This is a genomic window from Streptomyces sp. NBC_00344, assembly GCF_036088315.1.
GTDB lineage: Bacteria > Actinomycetota > Actinomycetes > Streptomycetales > Streptomycetaceae > Streptomyces.
Genome location: NZ_CP107996.1, coordinates 6,241,982 through 6,260,654, shown reverse-complemented (window position 1 = coordinate 6,260,654; position 18,673 = coordinate 6,241,982). Strand labels below are relative to the sequence as shown.

Sequence of the window (18,673 nt, the reverse complement as noted above, 5' to 3'; positions counted from 1 at the left end):
CCGGACGATCCCCCGCGTCGCCCGGTTTGGGCACAGTCCTGCACGACAGTCCCCTGACAGGGCCCTTTGCAGGATGCGTTGAGTATAGTTGGCTGAGAGCCAGTCAACGCAGGAGTCAAGCATGTCCCCGCGCAGCCAATCGGTCAATGAGGAGTTGCGGCGACGTTCCCGCGAGCGGCTCCTGCAGGCCACAGTGGATCTTGTCGACGAGCGCGGCTACGAAGCGACCACGCTGGCGGACATCGCCGACCGGGCTGGATCCGCCCGTGGCCTGGTCTCGTACTACTTCCCCGGCAAGCGGCAGCTTCTGCAGTCCGCCGTGCACCGGCTGATGCATCACACACTCGGCGCGGCCCTGGCCCGTGAGCCGCACACCGACGACGGACGTGAACTGATGGCGCGGGCCATCGACGCGATCCTGGGGCTGGCGATCGCCCACCCAGTCCTGATGCGGACCCACATGGCGGGAATCCTGCAGGCCCAGGGGTTCGTGCAGTGTCCCGAGCAGCAGCGGCTGGCACAGATCCTGCGCAGCACCGTGGAGACATACGGATCGGAGGATGCGGACGCCGACTATCTGCTGCTGCGCGCCCAGCTGATGGGCACGGTCTTCGCACAGCTGCTGCCGGGCGCACCGATGCCGCTCTCACGACTGCGCGGGGAGCTCTTCCAGCGGTACGAACTGGCATGGGATCTCGGTGTGCCGCCGGCCCCGGAGCCTCCGCCGGAGGACGGCCGGCACGACTTCGCCGGGACTCCACCGCCGGCATAGCCCCCCTGCCGGTCACCGGCCGCGGCCGACGGGGCTGCTCAGCCGTCGCCGAGTCGGCCGGCCTCGCCGTCGGCGGCAGCGAGCACGCTGTCCAGCAGGCCGGGGAACAGCGCCTCCAGATCCTCCCTGCGCAACCCGCTCATCTTCGCGGTGCCACGGTAGACCTGCTGGATCACGCCACTCTCGCGCAGCACCCTGAAGTGATGGGTGGTGGTCGACTTGGTGACCGGCAGGACAAAGCGTGAGCACGCCATCTCACTTCCGTCCGCGGCCAGTTCGCGCACGACACGCATCCGCATGGGGTCGGCGAGCGCGTGCAGCACACCTTCGAGACGGATCTCCTCGCGCCTCGGATGAGCGAGGGCACGGCTGCTCCCTGCGGTCGTCGTGCTCGTCACGCCGGCTCCCCTTCGCTCGGTTTGCGATGACCACCCCGGAACGGGGCACCCGCTCGGCTCCGGGTGCTCATTGTACGAGGTTAATCGTAGTTTGACATTCGCCGTATTACGAAAGGTATCGTACGAGGCGTCCCGACACCGTCGTGAATGGAGCCTGTCGTGAGCGCCCTCTTCGAGCCTTACACCCTGCGGTCGCTGACCATCCCCAACCGTGTGTGGATGCCGCCCATGTGCCAGTACTCGGCCGACACCTCCGGGCCGGGCACGGGTGCCGCGAACGACTGGCATTTCTCGCACTACACCGCGCGCGCCGCGGGAGGCACCGGCCTGGTCATCGTCGAGGCGACAGCCGTCAGCCCTGAGGGCCGCATCAGCCCCGCGGACCTCGGTATCTGGAACGACACCCAGGCCGCTTCGCTCCGCCGGATCACGGACTTCCTCAAGGGGCAGGGCACGGTCGCGGGCATCCAGCTGGCACACGCCGGACGGAAGGCGTCCACCGACCGACCGTGGAACGGCGGCGGTCCGGTGGGCGCCGAGCAGGGCGGCTGGCAGCCGGTCGCTCCCAGCGCTCTCCCCTTCGAGGAGGGCCACCACGTCCCGGCCGAGCTGACGGCACCTGAGATCAAGCACATCGTGGCTCAGTTCGCCGATGCCGCCCGGCGGGCGCTCGACGCCGGCTTCGAAGTCGCCGAGATCCATGGTGCGCACGGCTATCTCCTGGGCGAATTCCTCTCTCCGCACAGCAACCACCGGACCGATGAGTACGGCGGCAGCTTCGAGAACCGCGTCAGGTTCACGCTGGAAGTCGTCGACGCGGTCCGCTCGGTGTGGCCCGAGGAGCTGCCCCTGTTCTTCCGGATCTCCGCAACCGACTGGCTGGACGAAGGCGGCTGGACACCCGATGACACGGTCCGCCTCGCTCCGCTGCTCAAGGAACACGGCGTGGACCTGCTGGACGTGTCGTCGGGCGGCAACGCGGCGCGGGTCCGCATCCCGGCCGGCCCCGGCTACCAGGTGCCTTTCGCCGCACGTGTCAAGGCGGAGACCTCGCTGCCGGTGGCCGCAGTCGGCATGATCACCGAGACGGAGCAGGCCGAGAAGATCCTCTCCAACGGCGAGGCGGACGCGGTCCTGCTCGGTCGGGAGCTGCTCCGCAACCCCTCGTGGGCCCGCCTCGCCGCCCGCGAGCTCGGCAGCGATGTGCACGTACCGCAGCAGTACCACCGCTCGGTCTGAACTGCGTGGTGGGTCGCCACCCCGGCGGCCCACCGCCGCGTTCCGTACCGACAGCATCCGATCACCATGGCGAGCGGCCGCTTCGGGCCGGCCGGCGAACACCGATGGGGTCGCCGGCAACCCGAAGGCCGGTCCGGGGCGGGCGGCACCGCTCAGCCGTGCCCCGGCTTTCCGGGCAGGACCATATGCGGGTGGACCGCGTCGGGGGACGACCTGAGGGTTCCCCCTCCCCCGGTTCTTCTGTAGGTTCCGCCGGAAGAACCACCCGGTCTACGAGGGGGCGCCCCATGCAGCGCATCGCGCAGGTGATCAAGGTGCGACCGGAGAAGCTGGCCGAATACCGGGAGCTGCACCGCGCCGTCCCCGAACCCGTGCTGGCCCGGCTGCGCACGAGTCACATCGCCAACTACTCGATCCATCTGCTCGGTGACCGGCTCTTCAGCTACTTCGAGTACCACGGGCAGGACCTGGCCGCTGATCTTGCCGCCATGGCTCAGGACGAGGCGACCCGGGAGTGGTGGACCCTCACCGACCCCTGTCAGCAGCCGGTTCCCGAGGCGGCTCCCGGCGACTGGTGGACGCGGGGAGAACAGGTCTTCCTGATGGAGTGAGCCGCCGCGCCGGCGTCCCGGGTCCCACCCCTTTCCCGTCGGGCGCCGGTCTCCTGTCGGCGCGCCCTCCGCCGGAACGGCCCCGGCCCCGGTCAGCCGACGCCGTCCCGGGGCGCGCCGTGCCAGGCGTTCCAGAGTGCGCAGTACGCTCCGCCGTCAGCCACCAGCTCGTCGTGGGTGCCGAGTTCGGCAAGGCGGCCCTCTGCCATGACAGCCACCCGGTCCGCGTCATGGGCGGTGTGCAGGCGGTGGGCGATGGCGATGACCGTACGGTTTTCGAGAACGGCGGCCAGCGCGCGCTCCGTGTGCCGTGCTGTCGTCGGGTCGAGAAGTGCGGTCGCCTCGTCGAGTATCAGGGTGTGCGGATCGGCCAGTACGACACGGGCCAGGGCGAGTTGCTGGGACTGCGCGCCGTCGAGCCGGAGACCGCCCGCGCCCAGTCCGGTGTCCAGCCCGTCCGGGAGCGCCGCCGCCCAGTCCGCGCCCACGGAGTCGAGCGCCGCCGCCAGTTCGGCATCCGCTGCGGTGGGTGCCGCGATCAGCAGATTGTCCTTGACCGTGCCCATGAAGACATGGTGCTCCTGAGTGACCAGCACGACCTGGCGGCGCAGCTGCCCCGGCGCCAGCCCCGCGAGGGGCACCCCGCCGACGGTGACGGTGCCGGCACGAGGGGCGTCGACGCCCGCCAGCAGCCTGCCGAGGGTTGATTTCCCCGCCCCGGAGGGGCCGACCACCGCCAGGCGTTCGCCCGGGTGCACGGTCAGATCGACGCCGTGCAGTACGTCCCGCCCGCCGTCGTACGCGTAGTGGACCCCGGCCAGCTCGATCCGGTCGTCCACGGGCTCACCGGCGTGGGCCGGCCCGGTTGCGGGCGAGGCCGGAGCCACCCCCTCGACCCGGGCGAAGGCCGCTCCGCTGCTCTGCAGTTGTTCCATCCACTGCAGGACGATGTCGAGCGGCGACGACAACTGGCGCAGATACAGCGCCGATGCGACCACCTCGCCGATGGTCACCGCTCCGCGGTCGTGCAGTACGCCGCCGAGCAGCAGCACCCCGGCGACCGGCAGCAGATACGAGATGTCCACGGCGGGGAAGAGAACCGTGCGCAGGAAGAGAGTGCGTGTCCTGGCATCCCGCCAGGTGCCGACAGCCCGGTCGCACGCGTCGATCCGGAGCTGCTCCAGCCCGAGCGCGTCCACCGTGCGCGCGCCGGCCGCTGTGGAGGTGAGCACTTCGGTGAGCGCGGAGTGGGCAGCGCCCTCGGCGAGATACGCGCTCCGGGCCCTGCGCAGATACCAGCGCGCTGCCCACCCGATACCTGTCAGCCCGAGGACTCCGCAGCAGCCGAGCAACGGGTTCACCGCGAAGACCGCGCCGAGGATGAACAGTGACTGGACCGCGGCGATGAAGACCTCGGGTGCGGCGTCGCGCATGGTCGTGCCGATGGTGGCTACGTCGACGGTGCCGCGGACCGTGAGGTCGCCGGTGCCGGCGCGTTCCACCACCGAGACCGGCAGGGCGAGCGCCCGTTCGACGAACTGCTCGCGGACCCGTGCCGATGTGCGCTCGCCGAAGCGGTAGGCGAGACTGCGGGCGAACCGGGTCAGCACCAGCTCGGCCAGGGCGAACAGCAGGATCGCGAGGGCGAGCCGGTCGACGGCAGCGACGTCATCGCCCGCCTTGACCCGGTCGATGATCCGTCCGAGCAGCCACGGCCCCGCGAGTCCGGCAGCGGCGGCGAGCGCGTTGAGTGCGATGACAGCGATGAAGGTGCGGATTTCCAGGCGGATCAGCCGCGCGGCGGTGCGACGCACCGTACGCCGCTCGGCGACCGGGAGACCGCCGCTCATCGTGCCACCGCCTTCGGCATCCCGCGGGTGTCGTCCTCGGTGTCCGCTTCACCGGCGCTCCGGGCCACCAGTGCCCGGTAGCCCGGTTCGTCACGCAGCAGGTCGCTGTGGCTGCCGACTGCGGCGGTCACCCCGTCGACGAGGTAGTACACGATGTCCGCTCCTTCGAGCATGACCGGGGATGTGGTGGTGACGAGCGTGGTGCGATCGGTGCGGGCCGCCCGCAGCCGGTCCGCGACGGCCCCCTCGGTATGGGCGTCGACCGCCGACGTCGGTTCGACCGCCAGCAGTACGCCGGGGTCGGCCAGCAACGCTCGGGCCAGCCTGATCCGCTGGCGCTGTCCGCCGGACAGGTTGCGGCCCTGTGCGTCGACCTGAGATGCCTGACCGCCCGGCAGCGCGGTGACGATGTCCTCTGCCACCGCCGTGTGGAGAGCGCGGGCCATGGACGCCTCGTCCCGGCCCGTCCGTCCCCCGACAACCTCCCCGAGCGTCCCGGCGAACAGGTCCGCCTCGTTGTCCGCGACGAGAATCCGCTCACGCAGTTGCACCGGATCCACGTCGTCCAGCCGGACTCCGCCCCAGGTGGCGTCCGACGCGGTGAGCCGGCCCAGGCGGTCGACCACGGCGGCGGTCTCGGCGGGACGGGCACTGACCAGCGCGGTGAGCAGACCGGGGACCACCTCCACACCGGACTCCGGATCGCGCAGCACCGACGCCGTGTCCGGTGCGTCCCTGGTGCCCCCGGTCCTCGTGGGGTCCGGCTCGAGACTGAGGAATCGCACCACTCGGCGGGCGGCGACCAGCCCCCGGGTAATGCCGTAACCGCCTTCGATGAAAGCCGCCACCGGCACCACGAGCACCGCCACATAGCCGTAGACCGCTACGAGTTGCCCGGCCGTGATGATCCCTTCGGCCGCCATCCGGGCGGCCAGCCAGGTCACCGTGGCCAGGAACAGAGCGGGCAGGCCCACACCGAGCGCCTGGATCCAGCTGGCCACCCCGCCCACCCGGTAGCCCTCGGCCTTCAGCGCCTGCGAACGACGCCGGTACCGGTCGGCGTACAGACCCTTTCCGCCGAGTCCGCCGAGCACCCGCAGCCCGCCCACCAGGTCCGCGATGAGGGCGGCGAGTTCGCTCTGCCGTTCGCGGTATCCGGCCTCGGCGCCCTGCAGTCGTCCGAGCAGCGGCCCCACCAGCACGGCAAGCAGTGGCACGCCGAGCAGGAGCACCACCATGAGCAGCGGCGAGACCGAGAACAGCAGCCCCGCGACCACGACATAGGCCACCACGGCGCCGACGCCGGGACCGGTCACGGTCAGCGTCTCGCTGATCCGCGAAACATCGCTGCCACCGATCGTGACGACCTCCCCCGACGCGACCCGCCCCGGCAGCGAAGCCCCGAGCCGGGTGGCGTGGCGTACCACGACCCCGACCGTGCGGAAGGAGGCGTCCATCCGCACTCTGGTCATCGTGCGGTGCCGCATGATGCTCAGCCAGGCGTTCAGCACGCCGACACCGAAGAGCGCGGCGACCCAGCGCAGCAGCGTGCCGGAGTGTCCCGGCTGGAGCCCGTCGTCGATCGCGCGCGACAGCAGATAGGGAGGCAGCGCGAGCAGCGCCATCCACACGCTGCCGAACAGCGCACCTGCCATGACCCTGCGGCGCTGGCTGTTGACCAGCCACCACAGATACCGCGCCGCGCTCCGGCTGTCCGGGGTCCCCGGATCCGTATGTGCAACAGACATGTTCACGACCCTACGTGCAGGCTCCGACGGCTCCGGTCACCGGCCGGGAACGCGGTGACACCGCCTGCCGGTTCAGCCCGCCGCCAGCCGTTGCGGAAGCCAGCGCAGTTTCACCGCGTCCTGGAAGGGCCCGCCGCCCTCGTGGTCGTTGAAGGTGTAGACCTCGATCTGCTTGTCATCGGCGGGGCAGGCGTTGTACGCGGCGAAGACCGTCGACGGCGGACAGGTCTCGTCCTCCAGCGCGGCGGAGAACAGCGCGGGAGAGCGGATCCTGGACGCGAAGTGGACCCCGTCGAAGTACGCCAGCGTGCGGTACACCGCGGCGTCCCTGCCCCGGTGGGTCCGGAGATAGCCGCCGATCTCACGGTACGGATCACGGTCGGTGATGGTGGTCGCCCTGGGGAAGTCGCACAGGAACGGCACATCGGGGGCCACAGCGGCCAGGCCGGGGACCAGTCCGCCGACCGCGATGGCGATGCCACCCCCCTGGCTGGAGCCGACCACCGCGGTGCGGGTGGCGTCGACCGACTCGTGCGACCTGGCCGCCTCCACGGCGCGTACCGCGTCGGTGAAGACCCGTCGGTAGTAATAGGAGGCGGGGTCATCGATGCCACGGGTCATGAAGCCGGGATAGGCGGGTCCGCTGCCGACGGGGTCGGGGGTGTCTCCGCCGCCCCATCCGCTGCCTTGCCCACGGGTGTCCATCACGAAGTGCGCGAACCCGGCAGCGGGCCAGAGCAGATGAGTGTGCGGAAGTCCGCGGCCGCCGCCGTAACCGATGAACTGCACCACCACGGGGAGCGGTTCGACCGTGCCGGCGGGGAGGATGAACCAGCCTTTCACCGGGTGGCCGCCGTATCCGGCGAACGTGACGTCGAAGACGTCCACCGTGCTCAGTCCCGTGTCGGTGACGGGTTCGAACCGGGCATCCAGGTCATGCGACCTGGCTTCGGCCAGTGTCTTCGCCCAGAACTGGTCGAAATCCTCCGGTTCACCGGACTGTGAGCGATAACGGTGGAGTTCGTCCAGCGGGAGATCGAACAGGGCCATCCGATGCGCTCCTCAGCAGTAGCAGTCGGCGAAGTGATCCGGGACGGCCACCGTAAGGCCTCGCACGGGGGTACGGACATGGAGCCCGTGATCGGGTGTCCGGCCGCGGGCGCCGATGCCGACGTGCGGGTGGGCCACGCTCCGTTCCGGCTATTCCTGCGCGGGCAGGGCCTTCAAGGAGAGCGTACGGCTGCCGGGCGCCGCGGCGTTGGCGCGGGCCCGGCCGCCCCGCCTCAGCAGGACAAAGGGCCGCCCCTCCTCCTGCCACTGCCCGTCCACCGTCCATCCGGCCGCATCGGCACGGCGGAGGAGCGCGCTCACCCCCACCCTGGCCCAGGGAAAACCTGTTCCGGCGCTGCCCCGGCCGTCGTCGACCCGCACCCGTACGCATTCGTCGACGTCCACCGGGGCAGCCTCGGCGATCAGAAGACCGGTGGGGCCGACGAGTTGCGCGGTGCGGGCCAGCAGCGCCTGCGGGTCGCCGCCGATGCCGATATTCCCGTCGATGAGGAGGGCCGTGTCCCAGCGCCCCTCCCCCGGCAGTTGCTCGAAGACCGAGCGGCACAGCGCGGGACCGCCCGCGCGGGCGGTGCGGGCGACGGCGGCCGGACTGACGTCGACGCCGAGCGCCCGGTGGCCCAGCGCGGCCAGTGCGGCGACCATCCTCCCCGGCCCGCAGCCGATGTCGAGGACGGCGCCCTCGCACCTGCGGAGCACCGACAGGTCCGCACCACCGGCGCTCGCGCACCAGCGTTCCACGTCCAGCGGAAGCAGCCAGCCGTCGTCCCTGCGCAAGAAGAGCGGGCCCCGGCCGGTGCGCAGTGCGTCGGTGTACGGATCGGCCTGCCAGCTGCGGGACCTCACCGGCGCGGTCATCCACGGACTCCGAGGTGCGCTGCGGCGGCTTCGGCGAACCTGCTGCCGGGGATCAGGGCGGCCACGGCCCGCACGTCCTCGGCGGTGTCGACATCGCGCAGTACCGGCAGATCGCGCACGGTGAGCCCGGCGCCGGTCAGCCGTGCGCGCTGTACGGCGCCGGTCGTCGGTGTCGACATGGGGACACCGCGGAGCAGCTCGGGGGCGGGCTCCTTGAGGCCGAGGGCCCAGAAACCGCCGTCCTCGGCCGGCCCGAACCACGCCCCGCAACCGGCCCAGGCGCCGGGTCCGAGCACGGGAGCAAGCAGCTCGGGGGTGATCTGCGGAGTGTCCATGCCGACGAGCAGGACCGGCCCACTGCACAGCGCGAAGGCGGCGGCCAGCCGTTCGTCGAGACCTCCCGCACACTGCGGCACCACCTCGAACCCGGGCGGCAGCCACGCACCCGGCGCCCCGTCGAGCACCAGAAGCCGGCGCCGCGCGGGACAGGCCGCGATGGTCTCCAGGGTGTCGGCGAGCGCCGCCGCCGCGAGCCGGGCCGCCTGGTCGGGTGTGCAGGGCGGGGTGAGCCGGGTCTTCACACGGCCGGGCCGCGGTTCCTTGGCGATCACGATCAGGGTCGTCATCGCGTGGCGCCTTCGGCGAGCACGGCGCGCATGTCGCCAACGGCCTGCCAGGTGCCCCGCCAGGTGCCGGTGACCTTCGATTTCCCGGTCCGCGGCAGATACGGCACATCCTGTTCGGCGATCCGCCAGCCCGCGTCCGCGGCCCGTACGACCATCTGCAGCGGGTAGCCGCTGCGCCGGTCGGTCAGCCCGAGGCCCAGCAGGGCCTCGCGGCGGGCCGCGCGCATCGGCCCCAGGTCCCGCAGCCTCACCCCGGTACGGGCGTGCAGCATCCTGGAGAGCGCGAGGTTGCCCGCACGCGCGTGCAGGGGCCAAGCGCCGTGTTCCGACGGTCGTCTGCGTCCCAGCACCAGATCCGCCTCGCCGTCCGCGACCCGGCGCACGAGAGCGGGCAGCAGACCCGGATCCAGTGAGGCGTCGCAGTCGCAGAAGCAGACGAGTTCCGCCGTCGCGGCGAGCAGGCCCGCGTGGCAGGCCGCCCCGAAGCCGCGCCGCGGCTCGTGGACCACGGTGGCGCCGAGGGATCCGGCGATGCGGGACGAGCCGTCCGATGAGCCGTTGTCCACCACGACGGCACGCCATCCGGCGGGGATGCGTTCCAGCACCCAGGGCAGTGCGGCGGCCTCGTCTAGGCAGGGGAGGACGACGTCCACGGTCGTCGGGATCAGGTCGGTCACGTCCCTCACCGTACGAACCGGAAAGGGACGAGGGGCGATTCCGGACCTTACGAAACGCGGACATCCGCACGCATGCACCGACGCGTTAAGCCGTTTGCGGCTGCTCGGTGACAGGCTGGGGCCATGCAGAACCCGCACCCCGCACACCGCCCGCTCCGTGTTCTGGTCGTCGATGACGACCCGACCGTCTCCGAAGTGGTCACCGGCTACCTCGACCGGGCCGGATACACCGTGGACCGCGCCGCCGACGGCCCGGCGGCTCTGGAATGCGCCACCCGCCACCGCCCGGACCTGGTGGTGCTCGATCTGATGCTGCCCGGCATGGACGGCCTCGAGGTGTGCCGGGCGCTGCGGGCCCGCGGACCGGTGCCGGTGATCATGCTGACCGCTCGCGGGGACGAGGACGACCGGATCCTCGGTCTTGAGATAGGCGCCGACGACTACGTGACCAAACCCTTCAGCCCGCGGGAACTGGTGCTGCGGGTCGAATCGGTACTGCGCCGGAGCACCGGCGCCGGTGACCGGCCGGGGCCGCTGCTGGAGGCAGCGGGCATCACCGTGGAACCAGCGGCCCGGCGGGCCACCAAGGACGGCCGCGAACTCGCCCTGACACTGCGGGAGTTCGATCTTCTGTCCTACCTGGTGAAACATTCGGGGCAGGCCTGCACCAGAGAGCGGCTGATGCATGAGGTCTGGGGCTGGGAATTCGGCGACCTGTCGACCGTCACGGTCCATGTGCGGCGGCTGCGCGGCAAGATCGAGGACGATCCAGCCGCGCCCGCGCTGATCCAGACGGTGTGGGGGGTCGGCTACCGCTTCGATGCGGCTTCCGCGGCCGCGGCGGACGGGGTGGAGGGGGTGGACGCCCGATGAACGATCTGCTGTGGATCGCCCTGTACGCCTTCCTCGGCGCCGCGGCGGCCGGGCTGCTCGGGGGGCTGGCCCTGCGTCTGCTGCGCCGCCGGTCCGTCGCCGTGTCCCTCACCGTGATCTCCGCTGTCGCGGTGACCGCGATGCTGGCCGGGACACTCGCCGTGGCCTGGGCGATGTTCCTGTCGCCGCACGACCTCAAGGTGGTGACGCTGGTGGACGCGATGGCCGCCGCGGTGTCACTGGGAACCGCGCTGCTGCTCGGCCGGTGGGTGGTCGCGGGCAGCAGGGCGCTGACCCTCGCCACGCGCTCGTTCGGTGACGGCGGCGACTTCGCCGCGCCCGGCCGGGCACCCACCGCGGAACTGGCTGACCTGGGCAGGGAGTTGGCCGCGACGAGCGAGAAGCTGGCCGCTTCACGCCGGAGGGAGCAGGCGCTGGAGACCTCCCGGCGTGAACTGGTCGCCTGGATCTCGCACGATCTGCGTACCCCGCTTGCCGGGCTGCGGGCCATGTCCGAGGCTCTCGAGGACGGCGTGGCCGACGATCCTGAGCGTTACTTCCGCCAGATCCGGGCGGAGGTGGACCGGATGAACACGATGGTCGGTGACCTCTTCGAGCTGTCGCGCATCCATGCGGGGGCACTCACCCTCACACCGACCCGGATGTCCGTCTACGACCTGGTGGGGGACGCACTGGCCGGCGCCGACCCGCTGGCCCGTGAACACGGCGTGCGGCTGGTGGGCGGCAGCGTGGACCCCCTGCCGGTCGAGGTGGACGGCAAGGAGATGACACGGGTTCTCGCCAATCTCCTGGTGAACGCCATTCACCGGACACCGGCAGACGGCACGGTGGCCGTCGCGGCCGAACAGCGCGCCGGCTCGGTGGTGCTCTCGGTGACCGACGGCTGCGGCGGCATCCCGGAGGACGATCTGCACCGGGTCTTCGACACCGGCTGGCGAGGCAGCCCGGCCCGTACGCCGCCCGGGGGTGCGGGGCTCGGGCTGGCCATCGTCCGGGGCATCGTGGAGGCGCACGCGGGCAGGGCCGCAGTGAGCAACGTGACGGGCGGCTGCCGTTTCGAGGTCACTCTCCCCGCAGCCCGCTGCTAGCGAATTCGGCGACCCCCTCGGCGAAGCTTGTCTCCGGCTTCCAGCCGAGCTCGTTCATGAGCCGCTGCGAGTCGGCGGTGATGTGCCGTACGTCCCCGAGCCGGTACTCGCCGGTGACGACCGGCGCGGGACCGCCGTACGCGCGAGCCAGTTCCTCGGCCATCTCGCCGACCGTGCGGGGGGTGTTGCTACCGGTGTTGTAGGCGGTGAGCGCACCCGGTTCGCGGTCCGCCAGGGTCTCCAGGGCGAGGACGTCGGCGGCTGCCACGTCCCTGACATGGACGAAGTCCCGGCGCTGGCGGCCGTCCTCGAAGACCCGGGGGGCCTCACCGCGGGCGAGCGCCGAGCGGAAGAAGGAGGCCACACCCGCGTAGGGGGTGTTCCTGGGCATTCCGGGACCGTACACGTTGTGATAGCGCAGCGAGACCGCCCGGCCGCAGCAGGAACGGGCCCAGGATGCGGCCAGGTGTTCCTGGGTGAGTTTGGTCGTCGCGTAGACGTTGCGCGGGTCGGGCGGAGCGTCCTCGGCGACCAGGCCGGGGCGCAGTTCGGCGCCGCAGCGCGGACAGAGTGGCTCGAACCGGCCGGCGTCCAGGTCGGCCGGTGTACGCGGCCCGGGACGCACCGGGCCGTGGGCCGGACAGTCGTAGCGGCCCTCGCCGTAGACGACCATGGATCCGGCGAGCACCAGACCGCGGACGCCCGCTTCCGTCATGGCGGCCAGCAGCACCGCGGTCCCGAGGTCGTTGCAGCCGACGTAGTCGGCTGCGTCGCTGAAGTCCTTGCCGAGACCGACCATCGCCGCCTGGTGGCACACCGCGTCCACGCCGCGCAGGGCGCGGGCCACCGCGCCGGTGTCGCGGACGTCCGCGTGGATCCATTCGGCATCGGGCAGCGGCGGCGGCTGGGGGTGGGCGGACGGCAACAGGGCGTCGAAGACGACGGGACGGTGTCCACGGTCGGTGAGGGCCCGGGTGATGTGCGAGCCGATGAAGCCCGCGCCTCCGGTGACAAGTACACGCATATCAGGACCGTACGGTGCCCGGGCCTGCGCGGCCCTTCTCCGGGCGCTCGTGTCATTGATCCGTAAGAAGTGTGTGACCTGCGCAAAGGTCCGTCACGGAGGCCGTTGTCAGTGGCGAGGGGCAGACTGGCCCCTATCCGCGACAACGACGTCCTGGAGGTGTTGCACATGACCGAGGTACTGCTGACCGTAGGCACGCGCAAAGGGCTCTTCATCGGCCGCAGGCGCGGCAGGGACTGGGAATTCCAGGGGCCGCACTTCAACGCACAGGCCGTGTACTCCGTCGGCATCGACACCCGCACGTCCACACCGAGAGTCCTCGTCGGCGGGGACAGCGCGCACTGGGGCCCCTCGGTGTTCCATTCGGACGACCTTGGGAAGAGCTGGACCGAGCCGAAGAAGCCGGCGGTGAGGTTCCCCAAGGACACCGGCGCCTCCCTGGAGCGGGTGTGGCAGTTGCATCCGGCGGGCCCTGCCGCGCCGGATGTGGTCTACGCGGGCACCGAGCCGGCGGCGCTCTTCAGGTCCGAGGACCGGGGCGAGACCTTCGAACTGGTGCGGCCTCTCTGGGAGCACCCGACCCGGTCCAAGTGGGTTCCGGGCGGCGGCGGTGAAGCGGTGCACACCGTGATCACCGACCGCCGGAGCGCCGACGCGGTGACCGTGGCGGTGTCCACGGCAGGGGTGTTCCGTTCCCGGGACGGCGGGGCGGCGTGGGAGCCTTCCAACAAGGGGGTGTCGGCGGTCTTCCTGCCCGACCCCGATCCGGAGTTCGGCCAGTGCGTACACAAGATCGCCCAGGACGCCGGGGACGCGGACCGGCTGTATCTGCAGAACCACTGGGGCGTCTACCGGAGTGACGACGCGGGGGCCACCTGGAAGGACATCGGCGCGGGCCTGCCGTCCACCTTCGGCTTCGCCGTCGCCGCCCATCCGCACCGTGCGGGCACGGCCTACGTCTTCCCCATCACCGCCGACTCGGACCGGGTTCCCGCCGGGCGCAGGTGCCGCGTCTACCGTACGAGCGACGCGGGCGAGAGCTGGGAACCGCTGTCGGCCGGTCTGCCGGACGGCGAGCACTACGGCACGGTGCTGCGCGACGCGCTCCGCACGGACGACGCCGACCCGGCCGGGGTGTACTTCGGCAACCGCAACGGCGAGGTGTTCACGAGCGACGACGACGGGGACAGCTGGCAGCAGCTCGCCTCGCACCTCCCGGATGTGCTCTGTGTACGGGCCGCGGTGATCAGTTGACCGTACCCGTCGGTGCGGCGCGGTCCCGCACCAGTAGAGTGACGCCCCGTGGCAGCACGACCGTTGAATGAGATTGTCGAGGCGGGGTGGGCGCGGGCGCTCGCACCAGCCGCCGGACGGATCACCGCTATGGGCGAGTTCCTGCGGGCCGAGATCGCGGCGGGACGCACGTATCTGCCGGCCGGAGCGAACGTACTGCGCGCGTTCCAGCAGCCGTTCGACGCGGTGCGCGTACTGATCGTCGGCCAGGATCCCTATCCCACGCCGGGGCACGCCGTAGGCCTTAGTTTCTCGGTGGCGCCGGACGTGCGTCCGGTGCCCGGCAGCCTGGAGAACATCTTCCGCGAGATGCACAGCGACCTCGGCCTGCCGCGTCCCTCCAGCGGCGACCTGACGCCGTGGGCCGGACAGGGGGTGCTGCTGCTCAACAGGGCGCTCACCACCGCGCCGCGCAAGCCCGCGGCGCATCGCGGCAAGGGCTGGGAGGAAGTGACCGAGCAGGCCATCCGGGCACTGGCGGCGCGCGGCACGCCGCTGGTCTCGGTGCTGTGGGGGCGCGACGCCCGGAATCTGCGGCCACTGCTGGGCGACCTGCCCGCGGTCGAGTCCGCACATCCCTCCCCGATGTCGGCCGACCGTGGCTTCTTCGGCTCCCGTCCCTTCAGCCGGACCAATGAGCTGCTGGTCCGCCAGGGTGCGCAGCCGGTGGACTGGCGGCTGCCGTGACCTGGGTCATCGGGGTGGACTCGGGAGGTTCGGGGCTGCGCGTCGCGCTCGCCGACGCGACGGATCCCGCGCGCACCGAGTCCGTCAGCTCCCGGGAGCCGGTGAGGACCGGGCCTTCCGGTATCGAAGCGGCCCATCTGCTGGAGCAGTTGCTGCCCATGGCGGGTGAACTGCTCGGCAGGGCAGGTGACGTCCAGGTCTCCGCGGTGGCGATCGGCGCCGCGGGCATGGCCACTCTCGGTGATGATCTGCGGGCCGTGCTTCCCGCCGCGCTGGAGAGCTCGCTCGGTGCGCCCCGGCTGGCGCTTGCCGCCGACGCGGTGACGGCGTACGCGGGAGCGCTGGGACAGCGGCCGGGGGCCGTGGTCGCCGCGGGCACCGGCATGATCGCACTCGGCACGGATCTGACCCGGTGGGCGAGGGCCGACGGATGGGGCCATCTGCTCGGCGACTGCGGCGGTGGGGCCTGGATCGGCCGGGCCGGTCTGGAGGCGGCGATGCGCGCCCATGACGGCCGGAGCGGCGGTTCCGCCGCGTTGCTGCACCGGCTGGAGGCGGTGTTCGGGCCCGCCGCCGGTCTGCCCGGGCAGCTCTATCCGCGCACCGACCGGCCGGCGGTCCTCGCTTCGTTCGCTCCGGAGGTGGCCCGTTGCGCGGGGACCGACCCGGTCGCCTCCGCGATTCTGCGGGAGGCGGCCCGGCAGATCGTCGACACCGCGGCCGCGGTATGCCCGCCCGCCGAGGAAGGGCCGTGCCAGGTGGCGCTCACCGGCGGCCTGTTCAGGATGGGGGATCCGCTGCTGGTCCCCGCCCGGCAGGAGTTCGCCCGGCGGCTGCCGCATGTGCGGGCGATACCCGCGGCCGGCGACCCGCTGGTGGGGGCGGTACTGATCGCCGCCGAGCTCGCCGGCGGGACACTGCGGCTGCCGCACCATCCGCAGCTCTTGCGGCTGACAGTGGGGCAGGGTACGTGATCCGGACAACACGCACCGGATAAACAGGGACATATGTCGCGTGAAAGCACCCTCCCCGAGCAGTCGGGCATCCGAAGCCAGTAGCATGCGGCGCCATGAGCTCCCCCAATGGGCCCGCATCCGGCCTGCCCGTACGAATGCCGCGACCTCGCCAGACCGGACGGCACCGCCGCCCGGAACCCGCGGTGGCCCCTGAGGGCGCGCCCGCGCTGGTTCTCGCCGTTCCCGGCGCTCCTTCAGCCGCTGTGCGCAGCCTGGCGGAAGAAGTCATCTTCATCGCCCGTTCAGAGCTTCCCGGCCTGGACGCCCGCATCGGCTACCTCGACGGCACCGGGGAAGAATTCCCCACGCTGGAGACCGTTCTCTCGAACACGGCGGCCGAGCGTGTCGCGCGCTACCAGCAGGCGAGGGCCGCCGGACGTGACGTGGCCGAGCCCTCGGGCCCCACAGCGGTCGTGGTACCGCTGCTGGCAGGCCCCGAAGCCGGCACCGAGCGGCGGATACAGCAGGCGGTCAGGGACAGCGGTACGGCCGCCGAACTGACCGAGGTGCTCGGCCCGCACCCGCTGCTCGCGGAGGGGCTGCACGTACGTCTGTCGGAGGCAGGTCTGTCCCGCGCCGACCGTGCCCGGCTGTTCACCGTGGCCACAGCGGCCGACGGCATCATCCTGGTGACCGTCGGCGGTGAAGAGGCGGTCCAGGCAGCCGGTATCACCGGAATGCTGCTGGCCGCGCGCCTCGCCGTGCCGGTGATGGCCGCCGCGCTCGACGTGGAAGGGGCGGTCACCGCCATCGCCGAGCAGCTGCGCGGTTCGGGCTCCGCGCAGCTGGCCCTGGCTCCATATCTGATCGGCCCGGAGGTCACCGAGGGGCTGCTGGACACCGCGGCCAAGGAGGCCGGCTGTGCCTCGGCCGAGGCGCTCGGCGCATATCCGGCAGTCGGCAAACTGGTCCTCTCGCAGTACACGAGCGCGCTGGGCATCGCCCCGCAGCAGCCGTCCCAGGGGGCGCCGGTCGGCTGACCTCGGGCAGTGATGCGCATGTGGGGGGCCGCACCGGCACGGTGCGGCCCCCCACAGCTGTCTCAGGCGAACACCACACATGAGGCAGCCGGCGCCTCGATGGAGCCCGCACGGCGCGGGACACCCGTTCCGGAGTCGATGTCGAACCAGGTCACGTCACCCGAGCGCTCGTTGGCCACGTACAGCCGCCGCCCCCCGGGGTCCAGCGCGATGTCCCGCGGCCACCGGCCGCCGCAGCCCACCGTGGTGACCAGCTCGGGCTTCTCCGGGCTCCCGTCAAGCGCGATGACCGAGATGCTGTCGTGCCCCCGGTTCGCCGCCCAGATGAACCGGCCGTCGTGGGCCAGGACCAGCCCGGAGCCGTACGACTGCGCCCGTTCGTCCTGGGGCAGCAGGGCGCTCTCACCGACCGCTTCGAGCGTGCCGGTCTCCCCGTCCCAGCGGCAGACCGTCAGGGTCGGCTCCAGTTCGTTCAGTACATAGGCATGCGTTCCTGCCGGGTGGAACGCGAGATGCCGGGGCCCGCGGCCCGGCGGCAGTACCGTCTCGCCGTGCACCCGCAGCGTGCCGGTGTCCGGGGCGAGGGCGCAGATCCGTACGGAGTCGGTACCGAGGTCGACACTCAGCACCCACTGTCCGGTGGGGTCCTGCTTCACCTGGTGGGCATGCGGGCCCTCCTGCCGGTCGCGGCTGGGGCCACTGCCACGGTGCTCGAGCACCTCCGCCGCCGCGCCGAGCCCACCGTCCGACGCCCGGACGGGCAGCACCGAGACGCTGCCCGAGCCGTAGTTGGCCGTGATCACATGACCGCCCACCAGAGCGAGATGAGTGGGGGCGTCGCCACCGACCCGCACCGCCGGGCCGATGAGGCGGGGCACGGCGCCGGTGATGTCGAATGCGGCCGCCGCTCCGTCCTGCGTCTCGGAGACCGCGTACAGCAGGCCGCCCCCGGCCGGGGCGAGGAACGAGGGGTTCGGCACGGAACTCGCAGCCCCCTGCACCGTCAGCGCCCCGGTAGCCGTGTCCACCGCGGCGGCGGTCACACCCCGCCCACCGTCCGACGTGAACGATCCGACGAATGCCCGCCCGGTCCCTGTATCCGCCACCGCGCCGCCCCTCTCCCCTGGTGCCCGGCCGGCGAGTGCCCGGCCGGTCTTCGGGGCGACCGTAGCAGGGGCCGGCCCCGGTCCCGGCGGGGCCGCGAAGCCGCTCGCTGCCTCCGTTCCCGGGCGCCCACCGGGCTCCCTGGGCCGTCTCGCGCCCACCTTCAGCAAACCTGCACATGGAAAACGCAACCAGGTCACCCACGAACGTTCGACCGTAATAGTACGGACCAGGACGGGGGTCTTTGCTGCGGGAGTGCCCCAATTCAGGCAACTGCCCATTCCATGCACGGGAACAGAGATCACGGATCTTGTGAAGGAGATGCCCCCAAGCAATGGACACACCTGCACGCAGGCTTATCCCTTAAGGCCATGAGCCCCTGATCAGCGACTGTTTGATTGGCTGCGCGCTGCTTCGGCGTGCTTTGATCCAGCGCAATGCGGGAGCCACACCAAGGCGTTCGCGGTTATTACATATCCACAGGAAGGGCGTTCATCATGAACTCCACCCCTCAGGTCGAGACCCTCGAGATTTCCGACAACGACCTGGACAACGTGTCCGGTGGTCTGCTCGGCAACGTCGTCGGCAACGTCACCGGCACCGCTGACTCCATCGCCCCGGTCTCCGGCCTCGTGGGTTCGGTCACGGGTCTCGTCTCGTCCACCACGGGCGTGAACACCGGTGCCGCCACCGGCATCGCCACCGGTCTCGTCTCCGGTCTCTGAGACAGCCTCGCGTGA

General features: G+C 71.5%; 19 protein-coding genes. 10 read left to right on the top strand and 9 right to left on the bottom strand.

Annotation, left to right across the window (positions count from 1 at the left end):
• Positions 1 to 121: 121 nt before the first annotated feature.
• Positions 122 to 772: a TetR/AcrR family transcriptional regulator gene (locus tag OHS16_RS28385; protein WP_328540088.1), complete on the top strand. Its 651-nt coding sequence runs from the start codon at positions 122 to 124 to the stop codon at positions 770 to 772.
• Positions 773 to 810: 38 nt separating this feature from the next.
• Here the strand turns inward: OHS16_RS28385 and OHS16_RS28380 are convergent, their stop codons facing one another.
• The gene (locus OHS16_RS28380; RefSeq protein ID WP_328540087.1) at positions 811 to 1,170 is read right to left on the bottom strand and encodes an ArsR/SmtB family transcription factor; all 360 of its coding nucleotides are present in this window, start codon (positions 1,168 to 1,170) and stop codon (positions 811 to 813) included.
• 159 nt (positions 1,171 to 1,329) lie between these two features.
• On the opposite strand from OHS16_RS28380, the gene OHS16_RS28375 reads away from it, so the two are divergent.
• Together OHS16_RS28375 and OHS16_RS28370 are read left to right on the top strand one after the other, a co-directional pair.
• Positions 1,330 to 2,409: an NADH:flavin oxidoreductase/NADH oxidase gene (locus tag OHS16_RS28375; RefSeq protein WP_328540086.1), complete on the top strand. Its 1,080-nt coding sequence runs from the start codon at positions 1,330 to 1,332 to the stop codon at positions 2,407 to 2,409.
• A gap of 287 nt (positions 2,410 to 2,696) precedes the next feature.
• Positions 2,697 to 3,020 (top strand): L-rhamnose mutarotase, encoded by a 324-nt coding sequence (locus tag OHS16_RS28370; protein ID WP_328540085.1) that lies wholly within the window; start codon positions 2,697 to 2,699, stop codon positions 3,018 to 3,020.
• Between the two features lie 92 nt (positions 3,021 to 3,112).
• On the opposite strand, the gene OHS16_RS28365 is transcribed toward OHS16_RS28370, so the two are convergent.
• The 6 genes from OHS16_RS28365 to OHS16_RS28340 all read right to left on the bottom strand — a co-directional run bounded on the left by OHS16_RS28365 (position 3,113) and on the right by OHS16_RS28340 (position 9,847).
• Positions 3,113 to 4,870: an ABC transporter ATP-binding protein gene (locus tag OHS16_RS28365; protein WP_328540084.1), complete on the bottom strand. Its 1,758-nt coding sequence runs from the start codon at positions 4,868 to 4,870 to the stop codon at positions 3,113 to 3,115.
• Positions 4,867 to 6,618: an ABC transporter ATP-binding protein gene (locus OHS16_RS28360; RefSeq protein ID WP_328540083.1), complete on the bottom strand. Its 1,752-nt coding sequence runs from the start codon at positions 6,616 to 6,618 to the stop codon at positions 4,867 to 4,869. Before OHS16_RS28360 ends, OHS16_RS28365 begins: the two co-directional genes overlap by 4 nt.
• A 72-nt stretch (positions 6,619 to 6,690) precedes the next feature.
• A complete protein-coding gene (locus tag OHS16_RS28355; protein ID WP_328540082.1) occupies positions 6,691 to 7,668 on the bottom strand; it encodes an acetylxylan esterase in 978 nt (325 codons plus the stop codon).
• A gap of 150 nt (positions 7,669 to 7,818) precedes the next feature.
• The gene (locus tag OHS16_RS28350) at positions 7,819 to 8,544 is read right to left on the bottom strand and encodes a class I SAM-dependent methyltransferase (protein WP_328540081.1); all 726 of its coding nucleotides are present in this window, start codon (positions 8,542 to 8,544) and stop codon (positions 7,819 to 7,821) included.
• Entirely contained in the window at positions 8,541 to 9,170 is a 630-nt protein-coding gene (locus OHS16_RS28345) for a TIGR04282 family arsenosugar biosynthesis glycosyltransferase (protein WP_328540080.1), read from the bottom strand. Before OHS16_RS28345 ends, OHS16_RS28350 begins: the two co-directional genes overlap by 4 nt.
• The gene (locus OHS16_RS28340; RefSeq protein WP_443042707.1) at positions 9,167 to 9,847 is read right to left on the bottom strand and encodes a glycosyltransferase family 2 protein; all 681 of its coding nucleotides are present in this window, start codon (positions 9,845 to 9,847) and stop codon (positions 9,167 to 9,169) included. The genes OHS16_RS28345 and OHS16_RS28340 overlap by 4 nt, the downstream gene beginning before the upstream one ends.
• A 123-nt stretch (positions 9,848 to 9,970) precedes the next feature.
• Between OHS16_RS28340 and OHS16_RS28335 the strand changes: the two genes are divergently transcribed.
• Both OHS16_RS28335 and OHS16_RS28330 read left to right on the top strand, forming a co-directional pair.
• The gene (locus OHS16_RS28335; protein ID WP_328540078.1) at positions 9,971 to 10,720 is read left to right on the top strand and encodes a response regulator transcription factor; all 750 of its coding nucleotides are present in this window, start codon (positions 9,971 to 9,973) and stop codon (positions 10,718 to 10,720) included.
• A complete protein-coding gene (locus OHS16_RS28330; RefSeq protein WP_328540077.1) occupies positions 10,717 to 11,829 on the top strand; it encodes a sensor histidine kinase in 1,113 nt (370 codons plus the stop codon). Before OHS16_RS28335 ends, OHS16_RS28330 begins: the two co-directional genes overlap by 4 nt.
• Here the strand turns inward: OHS16_RS28330 and OHS16_RS28325 are convergent.
• The gene (locus tag OHS16_RS28325; RefSeq protein ID WP_328540076.1) at positions 11,804 to 12,853 is read right to left on the bottom strand and encodes an NAD-dependent epimerase/dehydratase family protein; all 1,050 of its coding nucleotides are present in this window, start codon (positions 12,851 to 12,853) and stop codon (positions 11,804 to 11,806) included. The genes OHS16_RS28330 and OHS16_RS28325 overlap by 26 nt on opposite strands.
• A gap of 168 nt (positions 12,854 to 13,021) precedes the next feature.
• Here OHS16_RS28325 and OHS16_RS28320 point away from each other — a divergent pair, with 168 nt between their 5' ends.
• The 4 genes from OHS16_RS28320 (at position 13,022) to OHS16_RS28305 (ending at position 16,829) form a co-directional block, all read left to right on the top strand.
• Positions 13,022 to 14,107 (top strand): WD40/YVTN/BNR-like repeat-containing protein, encoded by a 1,086-nt coding sequence (locus tag OHS16_RS28320; RefSeq protein ID WP_328541020.1) that lies wholly within the window; start codon positions 13,022 to 13,024, stop codon positions 14,105 to 14,107.
• Between the two features lie 48 nt (positions 14,108 to 14,155).
• Positions 14,156 to 14,833 (top strand): uracil-DNA glycosylase, encoded by a 678-nt coding sequence (locus OHS16_RS28315; protein WP_328540075.1) that lies wholly within the window; start codon positions 14,156 to 14,158, stop codon positions 14,831 to 14,833.
• Complete coding sequence (locus OHS16_RS28310; RefSeq protein WP_328540074.1) at positions 14,830 to 15,807, top strand: N-acetylglucosamine kinase; 978 nt, start codon at positions 14,830 to 14,832, stop codon at positions 15,805 to 15,807. Before OHS16_RS28315 ends, OHS16_RS28310 begins: the two co-directional genes overlap by 4 nt.
• Positions 15,808 to 15,902: 95 nt before the next feature.
• Entirely contained in the window at positions 15,903 to 16,829 is a 927-nt protein-coding gene (locus tag OHS16_RS28305; RefSeq protein ID WP_328540073.1) for a sirohydrochlorin chelatase, read from the top strand.
• 62 nt (positions 16,830 to 16,891) lie between these two features.
• On the opposite strand, the gene OHS16_RS28300 is transcribed toward OHS16_RS28305, so the two are convergent.
• The gene (locus OHS16_RS28300; protein WP_328540072.1) at positions 16,892 to 17,935 is read right to left on the bottom strand and encodes a lactonase family protein; all 1,044 of its coding nucleotides are present in this window, start codon (positions 17,933 to 17,935) and stop codon (positions 16,892 to 16,894) included.
• A gap of 495 nt (positions 17,936 to 18,430) precedes the next feature.
• On the opposite strand from OHS16_RS28300, the gene OHS16_RS28295 reads away from it, so the two are divergent.
• Complete coding sequence (locus OHS16_RS28295) at positions 18,431 to 18,658, top strand: type A2 lantipeptide (protein ID WP_328540071.1); 228 nt, start codon at positions 18,431 to 18,433, stop codon at positions 18,656 to 18,658.
• The last annotated feature ends 15 nt before the right edge of the window (positions 18,659 to 18,673 follow it).